The organism is Lachnospiraceae bacterium oral taxon 500, from assembly GCA_002999035.1.
GTDB lineage: Bacteria > Bacillota > Clostridia > Lachnospirales > Vallitaleaceae > W11650.
Genome location: CP027241.1, coordinates 1,020,952 through 1,036,030 on the forward strand (window position 1 = coordinate 1,020,952; position 15,079 = coordinate 1,036,030).

19 protein-coding genes are annotated in these 15,079 nt (G+C 45.5%); 12 read left to right on the forward strand and 7 right to left on the reverse strand.

Annotated elements, in window-relative coordinates; genetic code table 11:
• Positions 1 to 281 precede the first annotated feature (281 nt).
• The 9 genes from C3V36_04710 (at position 282) to C3V36_04750 (ending at position 5,148) form a co-directional block, all read left to right on the forward strand.
• Positions 282 to 776, forward strand: a complete 495-nt coding sequence (locus C3V36_04710) for a hypothetical protein (GenBank protein ID AVM68608.1) — start codon at positions 282 to 284, stop codon at positions 774 to 776.
• Positions 769 to 1,029 carry a pH regulation protein F gene (locus C3V36_04715; protein AVM68609.1) on the forward strand — a complete coding sequence of 87 codons (261 nt, stop codon included), beginning with the start codon at positions 769 to 771 and terminating at the stop codon, positions 1,027 to 1,029. The genes C3V36_04710 and C3V36_04715 overlap by 8 nt, the downstream gene beginning before the upstream one ends.
• The gene (locus C3V36_04720) at positions 1,029 to 1,334 is read left to right on the forward strand and encodes a hypothetical protein (protein ID AVM68610.1); all 306 of its coding nucleotides are present in this window, start codon (positions 1,029 to 1,031) and stop codon (positions 1,332 to 1,334) included. Before C3V36_04715 ends, C3V36_04720 begins: the two co-directional genes overlap by 1 nt.
• Entirely contained in the window at positions 1,324 to 1,887 is a 564-nt protein-coding gene (locus C3V36_04725; protein AVM68611.1) for a hypothetical protein, read from the forward strand. Before C3V36_04720 ends, C3V36_04725 begins: the two co-directional genes overlap by 11 nt.
• Positions 1,877 to 2,167, forward strand: coding sequence for a hypothetical protein (locus C3V36_04730; GenBank protein AVM68612.1), 291 nt, complete (start codon positions 1,877 to 1,879; stop codon positions 2,165 to 2,167). The genes C3V36_04725 and C3V36_04730 overlap by 11 nt, the downstream gene beginning before the upstream one ends.
• Complete coding sequence (locus tag C3V36_04735; GenBank protein AVM68613.1) at positions 2,164 to 2,550, forward strand: sodium:proton antiporter; 387 nt, start codon at positions 2,164 to 2,166, stop codon at positions 2,548 to 2,550. The genes C3V36_04730 and C3V36_04735 overlap by 4 nt, the downstream gene beginning before the upstream one ends.
• Positions 2,551 to 2,709: 159 nt before the next feature.
• Positions 2,710 to 3,057 (forward strand): sodium:proton antiporter, encoded by a 348-nt coding sequence (locus C3V36_04740; GenBank protein AVM68614.1) that lies wholly within the window; start codon positions 2,710 to 2,712, stop codon positions 3,055 to 3,057.
• Positions 3,054 to 4,664: a proton-conducting membrane transporter gene (locus tag C3V36_04745; GenBank protein ID AVM68615.1), complete on the forward strand. Its 1,611-nt coding sequence runs from the start codon at positions 3,054 to 3,056 to the stop codon at positions 4,662 to 4,664. The genes C3V36_04740 and C3V36_04745 overlap by 4 nt, the downstream gene beginning before the upstream one ends.
• A gap of 205 nt (positions 4,665 to 4,869) precedes the next feature.
• Positions 4,870 to 5,148: a hypothetical protein gene (locus C3V36_04750; protein ID AVM68616.1), complete on the forward strand. Its 279-nt coding sequence runs from the start codon at positions 4,870 to 4,872 to the stop codon at positions 5,146 to 5,148.
• A gap of 65 nt (positions 5,149 to 5,213) precedes the next feature.
• On the opposite strand, the gene C3V36_04755 is transcribed toward C3V36_04750, so the two are convergent.
• The 3 genes from C3V36_04755 to C3V36_04765 form a co-directional block, all read right to left on the reverse strand.
• A complete protein-coding gene (locus C3V36_04755) occupies positions 5,214 to 6,317 on the reverse strand; it encodes a hypothetical protein (protein AVM68617.1) in 1,104 nt (367 codons plus the stop codon).
• A 29-nt stretch (positions 6,318 to 6,346) separates the two neighbouring features.
• Entirely contained in the window at positions 6,347 to 6,922 is a 576-nt protein-coding gene (locus tag C3V36_04760; GenBank protein AVM70442.1) for a thioredoxin, read from the reverse strand.
• 129 nt (positions 6,923 to 7,051) lie between these two features.
• The gene (locus tag C3V36_04765; protein AVM68618.1) at positions 7,052 to 7,768 is read right to left on the reverse strand and encodes a cytochrome C biogenesis protein; all 717 of its coding nucleotides are present in this window, start codon (positions 7,766 to 7,768) and stop codon (positions 7,052 to 7,054) included.
• Positions 7,769 to 8,295: 527 nt separating this feature from the next.
• Here C3V36_04765 and C3V36_04770 point away from each other — a divergent pair.
• Complete coding sequence (locus C3V36_04770; GenBank protein AVM68619.1) at positions 8,296 to 8,646, forward strand: hypothetical protein; 351 nt, start codon at positions 8,296 to 8,298, stop codon at positions 8,644 to 8,646.
• Positions 8,643 to 9,800, forward strand: a complete 1,158-nt coding sequence (locus tag C3V36_04775) for a hypothetical protein (GenBank protein AVM68620.1) — start codon at positions 8,643 to 8,645, stop codon at positions 9,798 to 9,800. Before C3V36_04770 ends, C3V36_04775 begins: the two co-directional genes overlap by 4 nt.
• 146 nt (positions 9,801 to 9,946) lie before the next feature.
• Here the strand turns inward: C3V36_04775 and C3V36_04780 are convergent, their stop codons facing one another.
• Positions 9,947 to 11,005 carry a DUF1016 domain-containing protein gene (locus tag C3V36_04780; protein ID AVM70443.1) on the reverse strand — a complete coding sequence of 353 codons (1,059 nt, stop codon included), beginning with the start codon at positions 11,003 to 11,005 and terminating at the stop codon, positions 9,947 to 9,949.
• A 637-nt stretch (positions 11,006 to 11,642) separates the two neighbouring features.
• Between C3V36_04780 and C3V36_04785 the strand changes: the two genes are divergently transcribed.
• Positions 11,643 to 12,143: a hypothetical protein gene (locus C3V36_04785; protein ID AVM68621.1), complete on the forward strand. Its 501-nt coding sequence runs from the start codon at positions 11,643 to 11,645 to the stop codon at positions 12,141 to 12,143.
• A gap of 62 nt (positions 12,144 to 12,205) precedes the next feature.
• Here the strand turns inward: C3V36_04785 and C3V36_04790 are convergent, their stop codons facing one another.
• The 3 genes from C3V36_04790 to C3V36_04800 are packed head-to-tail and all read right to left on the reverse strand — an operon-like array spanning position 12,206 to position 15,020.
• Positions 12,206 to 13,288, reverse strand: coding sequence for a LacI family transcriptional regulator (locus tag C3V36_04790; protein AVM68622.1), 1,083 nt, complete (start codon positions 13,286 to 13,288; stop codon positions 12,206 to 12,208).
• A 30-nt stretch (positions 13,289 to 13,318) separates the two neighbouring features.
• The gene (locus tag C3V36_04795) at positions 13,319 to 14,827 is read right to left on the reverse strand and encodes a sulfatase (GenBank protein AVM68623.1); all 1,509 of its coding nucleotides are present in this window, start codon (positions 14,825 to 14,827) and stop codon (positions 13,319 to 13,321) included.
• Positions 14,820 to 15,020, reverse strand: coding sequence for a hypothetical protein (locus C3V36_04800; GenBank protein AVM68624.1), 201 nt, complete (start codon positions 15,018 to 15,020; stop codon positions 14,820 to 14,822). The genes C3V36_04795 and C3V36_04800 overlap by 8 nt, the downstream gene beginning before the upstream one ends.
• Positions 15,021 to 15,079 lie beyond the last annotated feature (59 nt).

Here is a 15,079-nt window from a genome sequence, read left to right on the forward strand (position 1 = left end):
TTTCCCGACTCCGCCTCGCCGTCTTATACCCGGCCATTTATGCGATTCCGTTTTCGTGACTACAGTTCAGGCAAGCAGGTATTTATGCATGATACAACCAAAAAGCTTTCCTAAACTATAAGTTTTTTTTAAGTATATCACAAACTAATTGGTATTGCCAGAAAAATATCGGAGAAAGAAGCGCTATCCATTGCTTGCTCTTTTTTTGTAAAATCCCAATATCTAAGGATTGAAAAAAATTGCTTTTTCTGTTAAACTTAGAAAGCATAGAAGGAGGCTTTATGATAAAATCAAGCAAAACACGGTATTTAATTTTATTTTGTACTTTTTTTTGGTGCGCTTTGCATAACTCCTTTGCCTGGGATAAAATACTGATTGGCTTTCTATTGGCGCTGTTTGTCAATTTTCTCTACCGGCGTTTTCTGGCCGGACCTTCTTCCCCTTCCCATTCGGTTCCTCTGTCCGTGCTTTGGCGCTATCCCTTTTTGCTGCTGGCTCAGATTGCAAAGTCCGGCTTTTTCACCGCCCGGCTGATTCTGCAAAACGATGTTGCGCCAGTGCTGGCGATTCTTCCCTGCCGGTTAAAAAATGAATGGCTGCGTACCATTGTAGCCAATTCCATTACCCTGACCCCGGGCCGGGTGTCGGTCGAACTGACGGCGGATCATTATATTGTGCTGTGTATCGGCGCCATCGGTCAAAATCCAGAAAATCTTTACCGCCAAATTGCCGAGCCGTTTGAAACGCTGCTGATGAAAGGGGATACCGATGCTTAATTTATTTCTGCTGGGACTGGTTATTTCCAGCCTGTTTCATTTAGGCAAGATCATCAAAGGGCCCTCGATTTGGGACCGGCTGCTGGGTTTTAATCTTTTTTCGGTGCATATTGTTTTGATTATTTTGTTTTATTCCGTCCGGACCGGACTTTATTATCTGATTGATATTGCTCTGGTCTACGCGCTGTTAGGATTTATTTCCGTTATGTTTATCGCCCGGTATATCGACAAGGATAAAGGAGGAAATGTATAATGCAGGAGATGCTGAGTTATCTCATTTTTGCAGCCGGTTTTATCTTTTTGGCAATCGGTACTTATGGGATGTGGAAAAATAATGATTTTTTCATCAATATTACCCTGTCCTCTTTTTTTGATACCATCGGCTTTCTTTGCCTCGGTCTGGGACTGATGGTTTATCTGGGCTTTCAGGCAGCCAGTTTAAAGGTGCTGACGGTTTTATTCCTTTTCCTGTTTTTAAATCCGCTGGTAACACATACGCTCGCTCGCTCGGCGAATCTGCTGAAAACGCCGGCCAAGGAGGCAGCAAATGATAAATGACAGTTTGATTTTGATTCAGATGATTTTGTTATTGTTACTGGTCGGGCTGGCACTGGGGGCAATTCATACCCATGCTCTGCGTCATGCGGTTATTTATTTGGGCGTTTATTCCCTGATCTCCTCCCTGATTTATCTGCTCTACGGAGCGGCTGACGTGGCCATCACCGAAGCCATCATCGGCTGTACGCTGTCAACAATTCTGTTTTTGGTGGCTTTAAAAAAATACCAGGTCTTTATTTTATATTATAAAACCGATACGACTAACGGCGGCGTACCTTATCTGCGCCGGCAAATCGAGCAGCAAATCCGTCGCTTTGCCTATGAGGTTCTGGATTTTCAAATGGAAATAACCATGACCGAGCTCCCGCCGGAGGTGATTTTATCCGATCATGACTTTGATATCTTTATTCATCACACCAACGAGGAAATCCGCTGCTACGGACTAAAGGACAATTATCATTTTTCCGCCTTAAAAAAATATCTGGAGCAAAGCTTTCCGGAAGAGCCGCTTCAGTTTGTGGAGGTAGAGGAAAGGAGTCAAGATGTTTCCTAAAAATACTTTGCGGATAGCGGTTGGACTTTTTCTCTTGTTTTTTGTGGTTTTTGTGATTTTCTACGGTCAGCAGGATTGGTTCGGAACCGGCTATCCTGCTTCGGCTTCGATTCGGGAATATTATCTGACTCATGCGCTGGCCGGTACCGGTGCGGAAAATGCTGTCACCGCAGTTTATTTGGACTACCGGCTGTTTGCTACCTTATTTGAAACCATGCTGCTGTTTTGCTCGGTTATTGCAGTTTTTTACTTTTCCCGGCACCAAGGAGATCATGAATGAACACATCCTCTAAAATTGTCAACAATACGCTTGATTTGATTTATCCGGCCATTATGATGTTTGGGCTGTATATTATTTTTAACGGCCATCTCCGTGCCGGCGGCGGCTTTCAGGGCGGAGCGGTCTTAGCCGGCGCCTTTATCGTCCGTTTTTTCGCCGACAGCTCGCTGCCGCTTTCCCTGGCGCGCTTAAACCGTCTGGAAAAGGTGTTTTATCTCTTGCTGGTGCTTTCGGCGGTGTTTTATTCCTTTTTGCTTTTGGGCGTTTTCCCGCCGGCCGTAAAAACCGCTTATTTAATGGGCATGAATCTATTAATCGGCGCCAAAGTCTTTTGCGGATTGACCATCATTTTCTTCCGCTTTACGCTGTTTGAAGCAAACTAGGGCAAAAGGCCGGAAAGCCGATGGCAGCTGACCGGCTAAAGGGGTTATGTCCTTTTCCCCGGGCAAACCGTTGGGAAGCCCAGCTATTTTGCTCGGAGGAAGCCCCCAGTTTAGTCCCCAAAAAGGCCGTTAAATCGATCACAACTAAGGAGAACTCATATGGGCATGATTATTGCTTTTTTATTATTTTTTATCGGTATTTACGGTTTGATTGCCCGGCGCAATATCGTAAAATCCATTATTTCCTTTGCTATCATGCAGTCGGCGATTATTCTTTATTTTTTAAGCGCCCATCATCAAAACGGTGCGATTCCGCCGATGCTTGAGACAGGCGCAGCGCTTCCTTCCATGGCTGACCCGCTGCCGCAGGCACTGATGATTGCTTCCATCGTCATCGGCGTCTCCATCACTGCCGTTGGCCTGACCATGTTTATGAGCCTATATTATCACTACGGGACAACCAACTGGGCAAAAGTCGCCTTAAAGCGGAAGGAGGAAAAAGAATGACCATCGCTCTTTTTTGGCTGGTACTGCTGCCGATTTTATTCGGCGTAGCCGCTTATTTATTGCCCTTAAAAAAAGCCGTCATTCCGGCGCTTTTGTTTCAGCTTGTGCTTTTGTTTCTGGCGGCACAAAACTTTTTGGCGGTCAAAGCCGAGGATATTCGGCTGGAAGTTCTGGGCGGCTATCCTCTGGGTGTCGGTATTTCTCTCAAATCCGACCCGATTTCGGCGGTCCTAATTGTCCTGACGGTATTTTTATTTACCAATATGATTGTATTCAGCTGCCGCAAGACTTATTTTGACCCGCTCTTCCGTCTGCTCTACTTTATGCTGGAAGGTCTGATTTGTGCTTTTTTCCTGTCCAATGACTTATTTAATATTTTCGTTCTGATTGAGGCTTCGACCATTATTGTCAGCATTTTGATTGTTTTTAAAAAACACAGCCGCTCGATTTATGACGGCATTATTTATCTGTTTACCAATTTTACCGCCGCTTCCTTCTTTCTGTTTGGTATCGGCGTTTTGTACCGCTATTTCGGGGTTTTGGATATTGACCTGCTAAGCGAACAGATTCCGCAATTTGCGCGGCCGCAGGCGCTTTACCTGCCCTTTGCCCTGATTGCCACCGGCCTTAGCCTGAAAGCAGCGGTACTGCCGCTCTTTAGTTGGCTGCCCAAGGCTCACGGCTCGCCGGCTTCACCCTCGGTCGTGTCGGCGGTTTTATCCGGCATTTATATCAAAGGCGGCTTATTTCTTTTTGTCCGGGTCAGCGCCATATTTTCCCCGGTCATTCCGGTCGGACAAATCTATCTGGTACTGGGGGCACTGACCTGCATTGCCGGATTTATTCTGGCTCTGAGTCAAACCGATATCAAACTGATTCTGGCATACCATACCGTCAGTCAAGTCGGCCTGATGATGCTGGGCATTTCTCTGGGAACAAAATACGGCTATTACGGCGCTTTTTATCATTTAATCAATCATGCCGTCTTTAAATCAACCCTGTTTTTAACCGCCGGCATCATGGTCGAGGAATACCATACCCGAAACTTATATCAAATCAAGGGCTTTTTTCAAAAGCAGCCGGCCGCCGCAGCCGCTACTTTGGTGGCCATGCTGGGGATCACCGGTGCACCGCTGTTCAGCGGCTCTTACTCTAAGTACCTGATTGCCAAGGGCGGTGCGGAGATTGCTTATTTTTCAATCTTAATGCTGATTATCAATTTGGGAACACTTTCTTCTTTTGTCAAATACGCCAATATTTTTCGGCGGCCGGACACGCCGGTAACGAGCGAGCGGCTCCCCTGGAATCAAACGCTGGTGCTTTTGGTTCTGTCGCTTGCCACTTTCTTAGGCGGAGTTTTCGGACCGGTGCTGACCGACTTTTTCTTTGGCGTGCGCAAAGACCTGTCCGCGGGCGATTATCTGCATAAGCTCTGGGTTTATCTGGCCTGTGCGGCGGCCTGCTATCTCTTTTACCGCTTTCTCTACCATCGTATTTCGCTGTTTAAGAAGCTCCGGCAAATGGAGTTTAGCTTTAATCAAATTATTTTACTGATGCTCATTTTTTTCTGCGGTATGTATTTTTATCTGACAGTTTTTGTCAGCTAATGCGGCACGACACTTGGCTGATTGATTCGATTTGATTCGATTTTCCACGGCGGCGGCTTGCTTTGCCAGCGGACTATCTGCCGCGCTATCATCGGCAGACGCAAAAAGTTGCTCTGACCGGCAGGAATGTGAAGCGGAGTTTCGCTAGTGTCGAATTATTTATAGCACCTTGCAACAATTAGATATCATAAGGGAAAAACTTATTATGCTTAAACTATGGGGAAAACTGATAAAACATCATAAAATTATCCGCGATGCGGTTTTGGATACGGCGCTGACCGATGATTCCGCCCGGACGGTACGGGCGGCGTTAAATGATTTCGCACTGGCTTTGGATATTGCCCGGCCGATTTGGCTGCCGAAAAATGAAGCGGATTTGACCCGGTTCATCGTCACCCGCTTTTATCCCGACCAATTTATGGAAAGCGTTGATTTTGACTGGTTGGAAATAGAAATTATCGGTGACGACCGGAAAAAAAATTAAAGTTCGGACTGCCTTTCTCCCGCAATCGGGGAAAAAAGCAGTCCGAACTTCCTATTTTGCTGTATTTATTCCAATTCATATAAACTGCCAAAGCGATACCCCGCTTCGTCCAAACCGGTAATGATATCCGCCAGCGCTTCGGTATTGGAGCTGCTGACCGCGTGCAGCAGGATAACCACACCGGGATGGTAATTGGCCATTACATGCTGATAGGCATAGTCCTTCCCCGGCTGATCCTTGGTATCCCAATCCTTATAGGCCATGCTCCAGAAAATACTGCGAAAGCCCAGCTTGCGCACGATGTACAAATCTTTTTCACTATACCGGCCGCTGGGAAAGCGGAAAAACGGATCCATTTCCGTGCCGACCACTTCTTTAAACTTATCTGCAACCTGACTAACCTCAGCAATGACCTGCTCATCGGTCTGAGTGGTAAAATCCGGATGCGTCTGCGAGTGGTTACCGACAACATGTCCTTCCTCTTTCATTCTTTTAACCAACTCCGGACTATGTTTTAAATAAGAGCCGGTGATAAAAAAGGCGGCTTTGATTTGCTTTTCTTTTAAGGTATCCAAAATCGCCGGTGTAAAGCCGTTTTCATAGCCTTCATCAAAGGTCAGATAAACCACCTTTTCCTCGGTATTCCCCAAATAATATGCGCCGTACTTGGCCAAATCCAATTGATAATAGCCCGTAACCGGCAGATGCTCTTTATTGCGTTTAAAACTCCAGGATTGAGCCTCCGTACTTAATTCCTCCATAGTAATCGGCGGGTTATATTCGGTCTGATTACTGAATTGGTTGACAATTTCCGGTCCGGTATTTTTAACCGGTTCCTTCTTCTTGTTTTCCGTTTCACCGGAGGTTTCCGTTTCCGCCGGACCGGTTTTTGCCGGTTCCTTTTCTTCCGCCTTTTCCGGCTCGCCCTTCTGCTCCGGCACAGGCTCCGGCTTGGTCTCCTCTGTCTTTTCCGCTGCAGTTTTATTGCTTTCGCCCGCTGTCGTTTTTTCTTCCACCGCCTTCTCGTCCGGCTGCTTTGTATCCGCCGGCTGTCCGCTTTCGGTTGTTTCTTTGGGCTGCAAGGTCTTGGCCTTATCCTGCGGCAACTCCATAGAACCGCAGCCGGTCAGGATCGCCCACACCAGCACCAGTGCCAAATATCGCTTCATCTTATCCCATCCTTTCCGGCATTTGCCTGCTACTGAATGTCCTCCATCTTTTCTTTAATAAATTCCTTTCCCGTCGCTCCGGCCATTATCGACACCAAAACACCGTCGCTGCCGATAAAAGCATTGGTCGGAAAAGCACTGATTCGATAAGCCTGCATAACTTCTCCGGTTTCATCAAACAGAACCGGAATATCCTTGGAGTAGCCCTGCTCGTCATACCAGCTCTTAAAATCTTCTGCCGACTGCTCACCGCTAAAACCCGGCGCGACAATGGTATAAATCTCAAAATCCCGTTCTTCCGCCGCCAGTTCACCTAAAGACGGCATACTTTTGCGGCACGGCGGGCACCAGGATGCCCAAAACTTTAAATACACCTTTTTGCCCTGCAGGCTGCTCAGCGAAACTTCCTCGCCGTTCATATCCTTTAAGGTAAAATCCGGCGCCGCTACACCCTTATTTTTGGCTTTGCCGCTTTCCTTCTCTGCCGCCTCCTGCCGGTCAGTATTTGTTGTCTCCGAACTCTGGTCTGCTGCTTTTTCCTGACCGCTGTTTGCTTGCGATTCGGTATTTTTTCCATTTTCACCGCCGCATGCCGTAAACAGCATAACCGCCAGCAAAACGCTGAAATATTTGATCCATGTTTTTTTCATAAAGTTCCTCCTTTTCAGTAAGTCTAAACTTCCAAATCCCGGCATCCTGTCCGGGACTTTCTCTTGGTTCATAAAAGTATGCGTCTAATACAACCACCTTTGCAGATAGGCCGTGATTTGATTCAAACCGTTGCTCATCAACAGGATTCCCATAAAAATGATCAGCCCGCCGCCCAGCTTTTTAAACAGCGGCAGGTGCTTCCGCAGGCCGCTGATTTTTCCCAGAAAAATATCGGAAAAAACCGAGATAACAAAGAAGGGAATCATCATTCCGGCCGCATAAATCAGCATCAAAAGCACCGACCGGATTTCCTGACCGCCGGCTGAGGACAGCGCCAGCACCGAAAACATAATCGGCCCGATACAGGGCGTCCAGCCAAAACTAAAGAGCAGTCCCAGCAGAAAAGCCGACAGATATTCATTGCCGATGCTCCTTTTCATCGTCAGTTTTCTTTCTCTTTCCAAAAAGTTCAGCTTCAAAACGCCGACCTGATGAAGTCCCAGCAGCACTACCACGCCGCCGGCCACCGGATAAAAATATTTGCCCTGCAAAAGCTGCCCCAGTACCCCGGCGCCAAAGCCCAACATCAAAAAGGTAACGGAAATGCCGAGAACAAATAATATTGTTTTAATCAATTTGCCGGTTTGGATTTTTAAACGGCCAATCGCCAAACTTTTTCCCCGCCCGCTTTCATCCGATAAAATGCCGATATAAACCGGCAGCACCGGTAAAATGCAGGGTGAAAAAAAGGAAAGCAAACCGCCTAAAAAAACCGCTCCGCTGTTAATTGCCTGATTCATATTCTTCCTTTCTTAACTTACTCTGCCACAGTTCGGACAAGCAGATCTGAAAAAGCTTATCTGAACCGTCATCTATCTTGGTCAAGCCTTCTCTTAACCGGCCGCCGAAAGCAAAACTTCCTGCCTGTTTCCTGGCAAGCGCCCCAAGAAAGCCTTTCACCGGTTAAGGGAATGGCCTTAGTATATCATACCGCCACTGGCTTTGCTATAAAAATTCGGTTAATTCTCACAGCAAATCTTAATCCTTTTCGACTGTTTTCAATGTTTAGACAAAGAAAGCCGGCATCGGATTCGGCAAAGCTTGAAAAAGCAATGGTTTCGGTTCGGCGGAGCTTATTTTATTCCTAATCATTTTCTAAGCTGATTGCGCTTGATTTTTAAAGTATTTTTGTTAAAATTGTAATAAAGTAACAGCAGTGTCAAAAGTATGAAAATCCGTTGCCGGACTTTGCCGCAAAAGGGTTTATCGCGTTTGACCATTCCGGAAAAATGCTGTTACGCGATTCCTTATCCATGTGGGGGCTGATATGAATAGAATAAATTATTTCCATTTGTTTATGGCCATGTTTTTAAATGCCTTCCTGCTCATTCCCTTTGCGCTGGTATGGCTTGGTATTTTTGTATTGGTTTTTTTCGGAATTTCCGGCTTTTTAGGCGGTATTTTTTTGCTGCTCACTCATTTGACCACTTTTCGCGTCACTGCCATTCCGGCTGCACTGTATGATAATTCCCTGATTTTATTTGCTTATGTTTTCTTTTTAATTGGACTGGGCGGCCTGCTGCTGTTGCTGATGGCTTTTGCGATTCCGACGGTTTTGGCTCTGGCCAGAAAATATTATCGCTGGAATCAAAGTTTTGTCCGGGGAGGCATTCGATGAAAAACAAAAAAACTGTTTTTTTATTTTTTCTTTCTCTTTTTTCCGCCTGCCTGATCATCGCCTGCGGGCTTTTTTGCACTTTTCTGTATCAGAATGGTCTGACCTGGTCCGAATATTGGCAAAACTCACAAGTCTACGGCAGTATTCCTCTGCCTCAGATTAAGTTCACCAAAGGCATCAGTACCCGGCATCAGGAGCTGACTTTTGCAGCTGTGCCCAAAATCGGTATTACCGTGGATATTGAAACGGTTTCTTTTGTTGAGGAAGATCGGCAGGATATTCTGGTGGTTTACGATTATCGTCACCCCAATTCACCGGAATATGATATTGATTTTAAAGCCTTTGTAAGTGCTGATTTGCTGCAAATCAGCGCCACTACTAAGGCCCGGCAGCAAAGTACCCTGCCGATTGCCACGATTACTTCCGACGGCATTTACCGTGGCTCGGTAGCAGTTCATGTCCCTACGGGCTTTCATTTGCAGTCGCTGGCTTTAACCACTTCCCTCTTAGACATCAATCCGTCGCTGTTATATGAAAACAGCGATAACTATGTCCTGTCATCTTTGATGGGCAATATTGATCTGGTTTTGTCCGCCCCCAAACAGCTGATTTCACTGGACGCCGATTTAGGAAATGTCTCGGTCGTAGCCAATGCGCCGGTGGAAAGTCTGGATTTATTTTCCAATCTGGGAAATTCGTATTTGAACTTTGCCGATTCTTTAGGGACCTTGTATATTATCAATGATTTCGGCAACAGTGTTATTCTTTTGGAAAAGGATCTGACCGCCGCCACCGTGCAAAGCAATGTCGGCGATATTTCACTGTTTCTGGCTAATCTGCCGGAATCTCTGAATATATACACGCTGACCGGCAATATTAGCGCTTATCTGTCGGAAAATTCAGTTTCTTCCGCCGATTCTTCCCAAGGCAGTACGAACAGCTATTTCCCGCTGACGACTTCAGAAGACCCAGCCTTTTCGTTTTTTTCGGCCGGCGGTAACATTCGGCTGCTGCCGCCGAAAAAAGAGGATTTAGATACTTTAAAGGCGGAAAATTATTCCGGCGACGCGACGTGGCCGGTACAAAAAACCGTTCCCGCTAATTCATTGGAGGAATCCCACCCCGCCAGCGGGAGCAGCATTTGGGTAAAGTAAAAATACAGTAAAAAAGAGAAGCAGCTATTACTCTACTTCTCTAATCATTCATATCATTTAGTTTTTTATACTTGTGCAACGCTCGTTGCACAAGTTAGCAAACAGTGGCTGTTAAATTCTTATACTACAAATACAATTCTATTTTTTTATTCTAATTCTCTTTCTATCTCTTCAATAGACGGTAAACTACTCTTTAAATTTTCCGGTAATGAATTTTGTAATTGATTTTGCCATTCTGCAACACCTATCGGCTTATTAAACCCTGCTAAAGAATACTCTACCACCGTTTTATTTTTACCTTTAACAAGCAATAAACCTATGGTTTGATTATCATCAGGGTATTTCAAAATATCATCAACTATATTCTGATACATCGTTAATTGACTTACAAAACCCGGCTCAAAATCACAAGCTTTTAATTCAATTACCACATAGCAACGCAGCTTCAAATGATAAAATAACAAATCTATATAAAAGTCTTGATCTCCCACTTCCATATGAACTTGTCTTCCAACAAAAGCGAACCCTTGACCTAATTCTAATAAGAACTTTTGTATATGCTCTATAAGTCTCTTTTCTATTTCTAATTCCCTGCGTGGCATATCCGTTCCCAAAAAATCAAATAAATACGGGTCTTTAAAACTTTGAACTACCATATCAGAATCCACTGGTGGTAATGTATTAGAAAAATTATTAATTACTTTGCCTGTTCTTTCTTTAAGTTTGGTTTCAATCTGAATATCTAAAACATCCTTGCTCCAACCATTTTCAATAGCTTTATAAGCATACCACAGTCTACTTTCTCCATCAGAAAGTTTATCCAACAATGATATGTTTGTTCTCCATGGTAATTGTGCAACGATCCGTTGCACAATTTCATAATCTCTCCAACAGTCTGCAAATTTGCGCATATATTTAATATTTCTTGGTGAAAATCCATTCATATCAGGAAATGCTTCTTTTAAGTCTTTAGATATTCTATCGATAACTTTAGCACCCCAGCCTTGTTGATTCTGCTTTTCTAAAACAGCTCGTCCAATATTCCAATACATGCAAATCATACTTGAATTTGCAGATAGTACAGCGGTGATTCTCCTATTTTTTATTTCATTCTTTACGTCTTCAATAAATCTAAAATATGTTTCATCCATTTCAGATAAATTGGGGGCAGCAGGAATTATAACTCCCTGCTTCTCTTTTCCTATATGTTTCCTTTTATCCATAATTAGCCGTTCTCCATTCGCTACTTTATATTTTATATTGTACTATAAATATTAAGTCTATTCAATATAATATTTATTTATACACCAAAAGGATGTAACAAATCGTTACCCCCTCTTAGTTTTTTGTCATTTCCTTACTTAAACTTCTTAATTCATCGAAAGTTAATTCCTTATAATTCTTAGCTGAATTCAAAACAGAATCCGTTGTATCGGGCAATCCGGCCATAACTTTTTTGTCCGAAAGGGATTGCTCCGTAATCCCCGGAACATTCGCTTTTGCCCTGCTCCGCAGGTCAATCGCTCATGTTCCGGCCCTGCCATATGTCAAAGCCTCTTTGCGTGCAAGCACGCCTTCGGCTTTGCCGCATACCTCACTACTTTTTTGTCCGAAAGGGATTGCTCCGTAATCCCCGGAACATTCGCTTTTGCCCTGCTCCGCAGGTCAATCGCTCATGTTCCGGCCCTGCCATATGTCAAAGCCTCTTTGCGTGCAAGCACGCCTTCGGCTTTGCCGCATACCTCACTACTTTTTTGTCCGAAAGGAATTGCTCCGCAACCCCCGGAACATTCGCTTTTGCCCTGCTCCGCAGGTCAACCGCTCATGTTCCGGCCCTGCCATATGGCAAAGCCCCTTTGCGTGCAAGCACGCTTTCGGCTTTTGACGCATGGCTCACTACTTTTTGTCCGAAAGCGATTGCTTCGCAATCCCCAAAACATTCGCTTTTGCCCTGCTCCGCAGGTCAATCGCTCATGTTCCGGCCCTGCCATATGGCAAAAGCTTCCGTCGTGCAAGCACGCCTTCGGCTTTGCCGCATGGCTCACTACTTTTTTGTCCGAAAGCGATTGCTTCGCAATCCCCGGAACATTCGCTTTTGCCCTGCTCCGCAGGTCAATCGCTCATGTTCCGGCCCTGCCATATGGCAAAGCCCCTTTGCGTGCAAGCACGCTTTCGGCTTTGCCGCATGGCAGGGCTTTCGGACAAAAAAAGGAAGCCTTCGGTTGGAAGGCTTCAAAGAATTATATTTATCAAAATAAAAGGGGGGATAATTTTTACAAGATTATAATACCAAGAAGTTGTTTCAAACAAATAACGAAGTTGTTAAATTTCTGTGAATTATAAATAGCTTGTCTGAACGGTCATTCCTGCCTTCTTGTCTGATAAAAGCCTGATTTTTCAGGCGCCTATCGCTGCCGGTTCGTGCTCTCCCGCTCAATCAGTTTGGTTGCAAATGTCTTTTTCAAATCTTGTCTTGGCAGCATATGCCCGCCCGCACTTTGATTCATACTTTCAATCAATTCAACGGCCGCCTTACTCATCGCTTCTTTTTGCTGCTCAATTGTGGTGATGCCTGGGGTCATCAGCCGTGAAATACTGGAATTATCTACGCCCAAAATCATGATATCTTCCGGAATCTTCCGGCCAAGCGTTTGGGCAATTTGGGCGGCTGTAGCCGCCAATCGGTCATTTCTGGCAAAAATCGCGTCAATTTGCCGGTTCTTTACCAAATATTCGGCAAATTGGCTCTGCCACTGCTGCTCATCATAACCGATAAAGGTTTTCGCTAAAATTTGCCCGTCCGTCAGACCGTGCCGGCGGCCAACTGCCTGAAAAGCCAAAAACCGGATATCCTTTTTTAAGTTTCTTTTTTTGAGCGGTTCCGCCAAATAGACGATATTTTTTGCGCCTTTTTGCCAAAGTCTTTCCAAAGCGTCCGCCACTCCCTGATACAGACCCGAATCAATCGTTGCCACCCCCGCCGGAATCCGATCGTATTTTTTAGTTAAAAACAATACCACCGGTGTACCGGCGCGGGCAATCTGGCGGATATATTCTTCTTTAAAGCCGGCGGAATTAATGATAATCCCGTCAAACTGACTATTGACCACTCTGGCCAAATAGGAATCAACATTGTGATATTTGCACAGCGACACCAAATAGCCTTTATCATAGGCGTATTGATCTAATCGGAATAAAATTTCGCCATAATATTCATCCAATACCATATCGGCAATCAGCAGAATCTGGCGGCTGCTTTTCTTGCGCAGAGCCCTGGCAATCACATTAGGGTGATAATTCAGCTCCGCCACCGCTTTTTCCACGCGCTCACGCTTTTCGGCCGCCACATAGCGGTTGTTATTGATCACATAAGAGACTATAGTTTCGCTGACACCGGCATACTTAGCCACATCCGCCCGGGTCACTCTTATGCTTTTTCCTTCCGCTCTCTGCTTTTGCACCTCGGCATCTTTCGCTTTTGGTTTCACTTTGTTCCTTTCTGTTTTCAGCCGGGCTAATTAATATTTCCGGTTATATTCCGTAATCGGCAGCCCGGTGGAGTAGCCGTATTCGCCAACTTCTCCCGCCTCCCGGTGACGGCTCCTAGCGTAGCCGCCGCAGTTCCACGATACCTTTTGCCGGTCTTTCCGCCATGGTCTTTTCTCCCAATAATATCCTCTAAGCGGATCGCGGGTGTCATTCTGCCAGTCAAGCAGCAAATCGTGCAGCTGGTTGCGAATGGCTTCACAGGCCGGGTCATCAATTAAATTGTGTATTTCATTATAATCTTCTTCTAAATTATAAAGTTCATCCTGGGTCATCAGGTTGACGGTTAATTTCCACTTACCCTTGACCACACAGCGCACCGGCTGGAATCCGCCCCAACCGTCATGGTCGACCTCGTAACGGTTAAACTCAACAAATACCGGCCGGCCTTCCTTTTGCCGGCTAATTTCCTTGTCGGTAAGATTAGGCAGCAGACTTTGCCCTTCCAAACTGTTCGGCTGTGGCAAACCGTAAAAATCCAAAATCGTCGGAACAACATCGACATGCGAAACCGGCATTTCCGTAGTAATTCCAGCTTCAATGCGATCCTTCCAGCGAACAATCAGCGGAATATTGGTGATTTCCTCATACATGGCCGGCCCCTTAGAATAAATACCGTGCGAGCCTTGCGCATCACCATGATCGGAAGTATACAGCACCAGTGCATCTTCGGCGTTTTTCTCCGCTGCCTGTAAGACCCGGCCGATTTGCGAATCAATGTAAGAGTTCGACCCCAGCAAACCAACGGAAAAGCCATCTCTTTTGCTGCCCTTAAGTTCTAAAAATCTTTCATGCCATACCTTGATATGATCCGGCAGCTTGGAAAAATCCATATGCTGATTCGGTTTTTGCAAATAAGGCTGATAAAACGGCTCATAAAATGACTTGGGTGACAGGAACGGATCATGCGGCTCATCATAGGAAACAACTAAAAAATAATCCTCATCCTTGTGCTTTTCTATAAAGTCAAGCGCTCTTTGTGTGCAGCGGTAGCCAAAAGTAAACTCCTCGCTGATGCCGTTGCCCTCCAGCGCCGTAGCCAGCATTCGGGAGCGGGCTCTGTCCTCGTCACTGTCCAATTCGTCCAAATAGTTACGCATATCGTACCAATAGTTCTTATCCCAGCCATCCGGGCAAATCCCGTCACCGAAGTAATCGCCTCCGTCCAAATGCCATTTGCCGATATAGGCGGTATGAATCCCCGCCCGGCTAAGGCGCTGGCCAATGGTCAGGCTTTGCTGCGACAGAGCCATGCAGTTGCCCAACATGCCGTTGGTATGCGGATAGGTACCGGTAAACAGCCCCGCCCGAGCCGGGCCGCACACCGGCTGCGTGGTATAAGCCGCCTGAAAAGATAAACCCTGATCGCACAAATGATCAAGACAGGGCGTATGCATATCCTCGCCCCGCTCGTTACAGCGGCTGATCATATCCCGCCTTTGGCTGTCCGTCATGATTAAAATAAATTGTTTTTTAGCCATCATTGCCTCCTTTTTTGATTTCATGCAGGCATGCGGATCTTCGGCTAGGCTCGTATTTTGCCAAGTTCAGAATGCTTGCCTGAATGGTAACTTCTTCTGTCTGCTTTTCTCCGCTTTCGCTCCGGTATACACACGAATGTACATTGCCCGAAAAAAGAAAACTATGCTTCTGCCGCTGCTTTTGGCCCGGCATCCGCCATTATCCAAAAAATCTATTTAAAACTTAATTTATTTTTTTTATAAAAACAGTTT

Bases quoted from the DNA above. Each gene is read 5' to 3' on its own strand.
- C3V36_04710 (AVM68608.1), top strand. From the start codon at position 282: ATGATAAAATCAAGCAAAACACGGTATTTAATTTTATTTTGTACTTTT.
- C3V36_04715 (AVM68609.1), top strand. From the start codon at position 769: ATGCTTAATTTATTTCTGCTGGGACTGGTTATTTCCAGCCTGTTTCAT.
- C3V36_04720 (AVM68610.1), top strand. From the start codon at position 1,029: ATGCAGGAGATGCTGAGTTATCTCATTTTTGCAGCCGGTTTTATCTTT.
- C3V36_04725 (AVM68611.1), top strand. From the start codon at position 1,324: ATGATAAATGACAGTTTGATTTTGATTCAGATGATTTTGTTATTGTTA.
- C3V36_04730 (AVM68612.1), top strand. From the start codon at position 1,877: ATGTTTCCTAAAAATACTTTGCGGATAGCGGTTGGACTTTTTCTCTTG.
- C3V36_04735 (AVM68613.1), top strand. From the start codon at position 2,164: ATGAACACATCCTCTAAAATTGTCAACAATACGCTTGATTTGATTTAT.
- C3V36_04740 (AVM68614.1), top strand. From the start codon at position 2,710: ATGGGCATGATTATTGCTTTTTTATTATTTTTTATCGGTATTTACGGT.
- C3V36_04745 (AVM68615.1), top strand. From the start codon at position 3,054: ATGACCATCGCTCTTTTTTGGCTGGTACTGCTGCCGATTTTATTCGGC.
- C3V36_04750 (AVM68616.1), top strand. From the start codon at position 4,870: ATGCTTAAACTATGGGGAAAACTGATAAAACATCATAAAATTATCCGC.
- C3V36_04755 (AVM68617.1), bottom strand. From the start codon at position 6,317: ATGAAGCGATATTTGGCACTGGTGCTGGTGTGGGCGATCCTGACCGGC.
- C3V36_04760 (AVM70442.1), bottom strand. From the start codon at position 6,922: ATGCTGTTTACGGCATGCGGCGGTGAAAATGGAAAAAATACCGAATCG.
- C3V36_04765 (AVM68618.1), bottom strand. From the start codon at position 7,768: ATGAATCAGGCAATTAACAGCGGAGCGGTTTTTTTAGGCGGTTTGCTT.
- C3V36_04770 (AVM68619.1), top strand. From the start codon at position 8,296: ATGAATAGAATAAATTATTTCCATTTGTTTATGGCCATGTTTTTAAAT.
- C3V36_04775 (AVM68620.1), top strand. From the start codon at position 8,643: ATGAAAAACAAAAAAACTGTTTTTTTATTTTTTCTTTCTCTTTTTTCC.
- C3V36_04785 (AVM68621.1), top strand. From the start codon at position 11,643: ATGGCAAAGCCCCTTTGCGTGCAAGCACGCTTTCGGCTTTTGACGCAT.
- C3V36_04795 (AVM68623.1), bottom strand. From the start codon at position 14,827: ATGGCTAAAAAACAATTTATTTTAATCATGACGGACAGCCAAAGGCGG.
- C3V36_04800 (AVM68624.1), bottom strand. From the start codon at position 15,020: ATGCCGGGCCAAAAGCAGCGGCAGAAGCATAGTTTTCTTTTTTCGGGC.